General features: G+C 61.0%; 6 protein-coding genes. 3 read left to right on the top strand and 3 right to left on the bottom strand.

The annotated features are described in order from the left end of the window. Nucleotides 1-266 precede the first annotated feature (266 nt). Both NW812_RS06600 and NW812_RS06595 read left to right on the top strand, forming a co-directional pair. The gene (locus NW812_RS06600) at nucleotides 267-674 is read left to right on the top strand and encodes a hypothetical protein (RefSeq protein ID WP_414395143.1); all 408 of its coding nucleotides are present in this window, start codon (nucleotides 267-269) and stop codon (nucleotides 672-674) included. 202 nt (nucleotides 675-876) lie between these two features. After that, on the top strand, nucleotides 877-1,884 hold the full coding sequence (locus tag NW812_RS06595; protein ID WP_414395142.1) for an SPOR domain-containing protein: 1,008 nt from the start codon (nucleotides 877-879) through the stop codon (nucleotides 1,882-1,884). 52 nt (nucleotides 1,885-1,936) lie between these two features. On the opposite strand, the gene NW812_RS06590 is transcribed toward NW812_RS06595, so the two are convergent. The 3 genes from NW812_RS06590 to NW812_RS06580 form a co-directional block, all read right to left on the bottom strand. Continuing rightward, nucleotides 1,937-2,731, bottom strand: a complete 795-nt coding sequence (locus tag NW812_RS06590; protein WP_414395140.1) for a DsbA family protein — start codon at nucleotides 2,729-2,731, stop codon at nucleotides 1,937-1,939. A gap of 76 nt (nucleotides 2,732-2,807) precedes the next feature. After that, nucleotides 2,808-3,290, bottom strand: a complete 483-nt coding sequence (locus NW812_RS06585) for an RNA recognition motif domain-containing protein (RefSeq protein ID WP_414395138.1) — start codon at nucleotides 3,288-3,290, stop codon at nucleotides 2,808-2,810. A gap of 147 nt (nucleotides 3,291-3,437) precedes the next feature. Further along, nucleotides 3,438-4,790 carry a glutamate-5-semialdehyde dehydrogenase gene (locus tag NW812_RS06580; protein WP_414395136.1) on the bottom strand — a complete coding sequence of 451 codons (1,353 nt, stop codon included), beginning with the start codon at nucleotides 4,788-4,790 and terminating at the stop codon, nucleotides 3,438-3,440. A 223-nt stretch (nucleotides 4,791-5,013) separates the two neighbouring features. Here NW812_RS06580 and ctpC point away from each other — a divergent pair, with 223 nt between their 5' ends. Continuing rightward, complete coding sequence (gene ctpC, locus NW812_RS06575) at nucleotides 5,014-6,309, top strand: carboxyl-terminal processing protease CtpC (RefSeq protein WP_414395134.1); 1,296 nt, start codon at nucleotides 5,014-5,016, stop codon at nucleotides 6,307-6,309. Nucleotides 6,310-6,311 lie beyond the last annotated feature (2 nt).

Raw genomic sequence — 6,311 nt, 5'->3', positions numbered from 1 at the left:
GGCAGGAGGGATCCGGCTGCAGGTAGTGGCGAACCTCGGCAGGGCTGCGGAGGCCGCGGTTGAGCAGGATCTGAGCCAGCAGAGGCGAAATCCCCACCGCCTCCGCCAACTGGCGCGCCCTTGGCTGGTCCTCAGGCTGGAATAGCCAGCGCTGCTCGAGGATTGCCGCCATCGCCGGAGTTAGATAGCCAAATGGCAGTGCTACAGTGAGCCTAGAGATCCTTTTTGAGCTTACTTCAAAACGCTCCTCCGCTGGCTGGCTGCCGATGTACTCTCTCCTACTTACCTACAGCCTCAACCCCCTGAGGGGACTGAAGCTGCTGGTCCGAGCCTCTGAGCAGGCGTCCCTGGGGAGTTTGGCGCGTCAGCTCTGGAGATCCCGGCAAGGGGGGCCGCGTCTTCAGATTGCGCTAGGCCGCCTGGTGCCCGAGCAAACCAAGCCCCTTTCCCCCTGGGAGGTGCTGCTGCGCTCGCAGTTTTTCATCGCCCTCGAAGCTGCTTGGCCAGATTCCTCTCTGCCAGCTCTTCCCTCTGGCCAGGGATCCGCCATTCAGCTTGCCCGCTACACGGAAGGCTCCCAACCCTACAAGACTGAGATCATTCGCTTTTCCCTGGGAGGATCCCCTGCCCCTGCTGTCCCGCGTCGCTACAGCTACCGTCGCCGTCGCTTCTAGGGAGTGCAGGCAGCAAGCGTTGCCAAATCCTCCTCACTATACTGGAGGTAGACCTCATTGCGCTTCTCCTGTGAACGCTGGGCTGCGCCACTGCCGCCAAAGGAGAGACCAACAGTGGGCTAGGTGGGGGGGAGAGACTAGTCTCTTGCCTAGCAGGGCTTGGCCAAGGCTGACAATGGCGGCTTGGTGGGGCAGCTCCCTGGTGGCTAGTCTCCTTGCCCTGCCGCCTGCCTTTGCCCTAATCCGTTACCAAGTCCATGTCCTGGCTGAGCGACCAGAAGCCTTAGCTCAGGTGCGCAGGCAGGTGCCGGATGCCTATTTTGTGCAGGGGGATGGCCAGGTCTTCATTCTGGCGGGAACGTTTGTCAACCGCAGCCACGCCCAACGCCGCCAGGCCGAGTTGGAACAGCTAGGGCTGCCCGTGCGGGTGGTGAGCCGCCAAGACAGGGATCCACCCCTGCTGCCGGCCTTTCTTGCCCCGCCAACGGCTCCTCCTTTCGACCCGCAGCGGCCCTTTGCCACCCAAGTGCCCAACCCCAGCAGAGATCCACGGCTGGAGGAGCGGGTGCGCCGCTTCTTTCCCCAGGCTATAGAGGTGCGTTACCGCGGCCAGCCTGCCCTACAGACGGGGACTTTCTCTCGCCTATCACTGGCGCAGGAACAGGCCCGCTGGCTGACTGCTCAGGGCTTGCCGGCAGTGGTCGTGTCGCTGGCAGAAGAGAATGCCGCTTCACCACCTGAGGAGCCTGCCCAAGGGGAACGCTATTGGGTGTTGGTGGCCGATCCCAGCGGCGAAAAATTGGCTGCTTTGGAGCACCTGCTGCCGGGATCCCTGCCCCTAATCTACGACAGCCGGCGGGTTGTGCGCACCGGCGGCTTTGCCGATCTGGCAACGGCCAGCGAGCAAGTGCGCTACCTAGCTAGCCACGGCTACAAGGCAGGGATCTTTCCCGCTGACCTGCGCCGCTCCCAACCTATCCTGGTTCGGGACTCTCCTCCCTCCTTGCCTGAGGCTAGCTCGGCCGGGTTTTGGGTGGTGGTTCAGGCTGGCGAAGAGGCGCTGCCCAAGGTGCGGCAGTTTGCCCCCAATGCCTTTGTGCGCGGCTCAGTGATTCAGGTGGGCACCTACCGGCAGCGGGCCAATGCCGAACGAGCGCGGCGCAGCCTAGCCGAGGCGGGGTTTGATGCCCGCATTTTGCCGGTGAAGTAAATGCTCCCCCTTCAGGCCTGCCGTGCCGTGAGAGGGAGACAGGGGTGGAGTCCTAGCGAGCCTGCTTGGCCTGTTGCAGCGTCTGCTCAAACACTTCCAAAGGCTGAGCCCCCGAGAAGGCAATGCCGTTCAAGATGAAATGGGGGGTACCGCTGATGCCCAGTTGAGAGGCCAGATCCATGTCTCGCTGTACAGCCCGCTCTGCCGCCCGGCTGCGCCGATCCCGATTGAACTTCTCCACGTTCAAGCCCAGCTTTTGGGCTGTAGCTACGTAAAATTCCTCCCCCAGCTGGGACTGGTTGGCAAACAGCTCGTCGTGGAACTCCCAAAACTTGCCCTGGCGGTGAGCAGCCCAAGCGGCGCGCGCTGCCGCCATCGCCTCAGGGTGAATGCTGGTCAAGGGCAGGTGCTTGTACACCAAGGTTACCTCGTCCCCATGTCTAGCCATGAACTCCTTCAGAGTCTGATGGGCACGGGCACAGAAGGGACACTGAAAGTCGGAAAACTCCACCAAAACTAGCCGCAAGGACTCGGAGCCGGTTCTGGGGGAATCGCCAATGACAGCGCGGGGGTTCTGCCGCAACTGCCGGCCAAACTCTTCTGCTAGCTTCTGCTGTTGCCGCTGCTGCTCTTCATACTGCCGCTGCTGGTACTCCTGCACGGCCTCCAGGATCACCTGCGGATTCTTGCGGATGATCTCCAGCACCTGCTTTTCTAGCTCTGCCGGAGCTGCAAAGACAACAGGTGCCGTGCCGCTCATTCCCAGCCAAACTAGGAGCATGCCGAGCAGGCCGAGCTTGGCCAGCCCTTGTCCCCACCTGCCAAAAGCCCTCGCCAGACTTCCCATCCCAACTCCCCCTCGAGTACAAGCTTTTATTAGGCTAAGCCCAGGCGGCAGCCCTGTCTACCACCCCTTCGGGGGGTTAGGAGTGGGTGGCTTGCAAAAGCTGCTCCTTGATCCGCTGCAACTGGCTGGCCCAGCGGGGATCCGGCTCAACAGCCTCTTTTGCCTCAGGGCCCGCCTTGACACGCTGGCGCTGCTTCTTGCCTGAAGTAGACTTCTCCCCTGCCGTTTTGGAACCTTTGGCCGGTTCCCGGGCGGAGTCCTTGGCGGGGGAAGGGGAGACTGCTGCTTTGGCTTCGGCACCTTCCCGTTTCTCGCGCGGCTGGGCAAGTTCAATGCGCAAGTTGACGTCGCCAAAGCTGTGGCCGTTGAATTTCTCGATATACTGCTGCGCCTGTTCCTCAGTGCTTACCGTAACAAAACCAAAGCCGCGGCACTTGCCGGTCTTCCGATCCCGAATGACCTTGGTGGAAATGACCTCACCTGCAGATCTGAAGAGCTTCTCCAGGGCCTCGCGATCTACCTCTGCCGGCAGATTTCCAACGTACAGACGAACGGGCATAAAACCGTGAAGCTCCTTAGCGAGAGGACAGAAGTCCAGCCTGCACAGGGCCAATCCAGAAGCGCCGCATAAGGCCACCTTTTAAAAATTTACCTCAACTTTTAGCCAAAAAAGTTAAGACAACCCAGCTGGTCAAGGGGATCCCTTCTAGGCTAAGCCGGTAACGTTTAAGCGATCCCGATGCAGGAAGGGACGGGCCTGAGGGCCGGTATAGTCAGCTACAAGATGGCCTCGCCCCCGCAGTTGGTAGCGGTAGGTTACTAGGCCTTCCAAGCCTACCGGGCCCCGGGGTGGCAGCTTTTGGGTGCTAATGCCCACTTCTGCCCCAAAGCCGTAGCGAAAGCCATCGGCAAAGCGGGTGGAGGCGTTGTGAAAGACCCCTGCTGCGTCCACTTCGTCGAGAAAGCGCTGGGCAGCGACGGCATCTTCGGTCACGATGGCCTCGGTGTGCCGGGATCCGTACTGTTGGATGTGGGCAATGGCCTCGTCGAGGGAATCCACCATTTTAATGGCTAGAATCAAGTCGGCGTACTCAGTGCTCCAGTCAGCTTCAGTGGCCGGGATCAGATCGGGCACCAGCTCGCGGCAGCGGGGATCCCCGCGCAACTCTACCCCTTTCTCGCGCAGCGCTTGCACGGCCAGAGGCAAAAACCGGGGAGCAATCTCTGCATGGACTAATAGGGTCTCGATAGCGTTGCAGGCGGCAGGGTACTGGGTTTTGCTATCTAGGGTTAGCCTCACCGCCATGTCCACATCAGCAGCCCGATCCACGTACAGGTGGCACAGCCCATCCGCATGGCCCAGAACCGGGATGCGGGTATTCTCCATAATGTAGCGGACAAAGCTGCTGGAGCCGCGGGGAATGATTAGGTCCACCAGACCTTCCAGTTGCAGCAGCTCTTTAATCTCCTCGCGACGGGTGAGCAACTGCAAAGATCCCCTAGGAAAGTCGGGAACTTGCCGCAGCCCCGCCTGCAGCGCGGCCATCAACGCTTGGCAGGAGCAGAGCGCCTCCGATCCGCCTTTGAGCAGGACGCTGTTGCCCGTCTTGACTGCTAGGGCAGCAATTTGCACCAGGGCGTCGGGCCGCGACTCAAAGATGACGCCTAGCACTCCCAGGGGATAGGTGCGCCGCTCCAGCACCAGCCCCTCGTCCAGCTCGCGGATGAGGAGGGATCGCCCTACCGGGTCGGGCAGCCGCCTCACCTGCTGGACTCCGGCTACCATCTCCGCCAACTTGTGGGCATCCAACTTTAGGCGGGCATAGGCCGCAGCCGACAACTCCCCCCTTTTAACCTGCTCCGCTGCCCGCTCCAGATCTTCCCGATTGGCCGCTAGGATGGCCTCTTGCTGTTCCAGTAAAGCTGTGGCCATGGCCTCGAGAGCCGCATCCCGAACCTCAGTGGGCAAGGTGGCTGTGCGCTGGGCGGCAGCTCGAGCCGTCTGCACCTGGACTAGCAGGGAGGAGTTGGCAGTTCTTGCAGGAGCTCCACGAGACATGGGCAGAGAGGCAACAAAACCCAACCCAAAAGGCTACAAAAAGTTCCAACCTAATGGGATCCTGGGAGCAGCCTTGCCAGAATCCCTATGCTAGCTTGGGCAAAACTGGGCAGCACTCTCAGCAGCCTATCAGAATTTGGGCACTGCTAGCTGCCCCTAGAGGATCCTAGTCTGGCGAAACCCAGCCCATCTTCAACCAGTACCGTGTTTTCCAGGAGGGTCAATGAGAAAGCGGGGGTTTGTGGTGAGTGCAACGGCTGCCGTGGTTACAGCCGTGTCGTTGGTTGGCGTGCAGCTATCCATGCCAGGTTGGGCGGGGTTTCGCCGGGATCCCAAAGAAGTGGTGGACGAAGTTTGGCAGATTGTCAATCGGGAGTACGTCGATCCTTCCTTTAACTCCGTCGACTGGGAAGCGGTGCGCCGCGAGCTGCTCAGCAGAGAATATGCCACCCGCGAGGAGGCCTACAAGGCCATTCGCGAGGCCCTCAAGAAGCTCAACGATCCCTACACCCGCTTCTTGGATCCGGAGCAGTTTGCCAGCATGCAGATCGACACCTCGGGGGAGCTGACCGGCGTGGGGATCACGCTGGGTGTGGATCAGGAGACCAATGAGCTGGTTGTGATCTCGCCAATTGAGGGATCCCCTGCCGATCGCGCTGGGATCAAGTCCAAGGACGTTATCGTGCGTATCGACGACAGATCCACCGAGGGCATGGACACCAATACTGCCGTCAGCCTCATTCGCGGTGAGCCAGGCACCCGGGTGCGGCTAACCATTCGCCGCGAGGGAGAAGGGCTGAAGGTGTTTGACTTGGTGCGGGAGAGAATTGAGCTAGCTACAGTACGCCACGAGGCTCGCAAAGAAAATGGCCTGCTCATTGGCTATATCCGCATCACCCAATTTTCCGGCAACGCCGCCGAAAAGGTGCGCCAGGCCATTCGCGACCTAGAAAAACAAGGGGTGGCTGGCTACGTGCTGGATCTGCGGGCCAATCCTGGGGGGCTGCTCCACGCCAGTGCCGAAATTGCGCGCATGTGGATCAATCGGGGGAGCATTGTCTCGACGGTGAATCGGCAAGGGGAGCAGGATCGCCTTGTGGCCAACAACAGCGCCCTCACCGACAAGCCTTTGGCAGTCTTGGTGGATGGGGGTTCTGCCAGCGCCAGCGAGATCCTCTCCGGCGCCTTGCAAGATAACCGGCGCGCTGTGATTGTTGGCACGCCAACCTTTGGCAAGGGCCTGGTGCAGTCGGTGCATCCCCTCTCCGACGGGTCGGGGTTGGCAGTCACCATTGCCCGCTACCGCACTCCCAAGGGCACCGAGATTGACCAAAAGGGCCTCACCCCCGACATTGTGGTGGAGCTGTCGGAAGCAGATCTGAAGCGCCTCAGCAAGAACCGCGAACTGGTAGCCACTGCCGCTGATCCGCAGTACGCGGCTGCTATTCGCGCCCTCCAGGCCCAAATTGCGGCCCGCCAGCAAAAGGCTCCCAGTGTTGCTCGTTCCTCTTCTCGGTAGCC

Origin of the sequence: Synechococcus sp. O70.2 (assembly GCF_047462135.1) — a bacterium.
Lineage (GTDB): Bacteria > Cyanobacteriota > Cyanobacteriia > Thermostichales > Thermostichaceae > Thermostichus.
The sequence above is the reverse complement of the archived record's forward strand: the minus strand, read 5'-3'. Positions and strand labels throughout refer to the sequence as shown.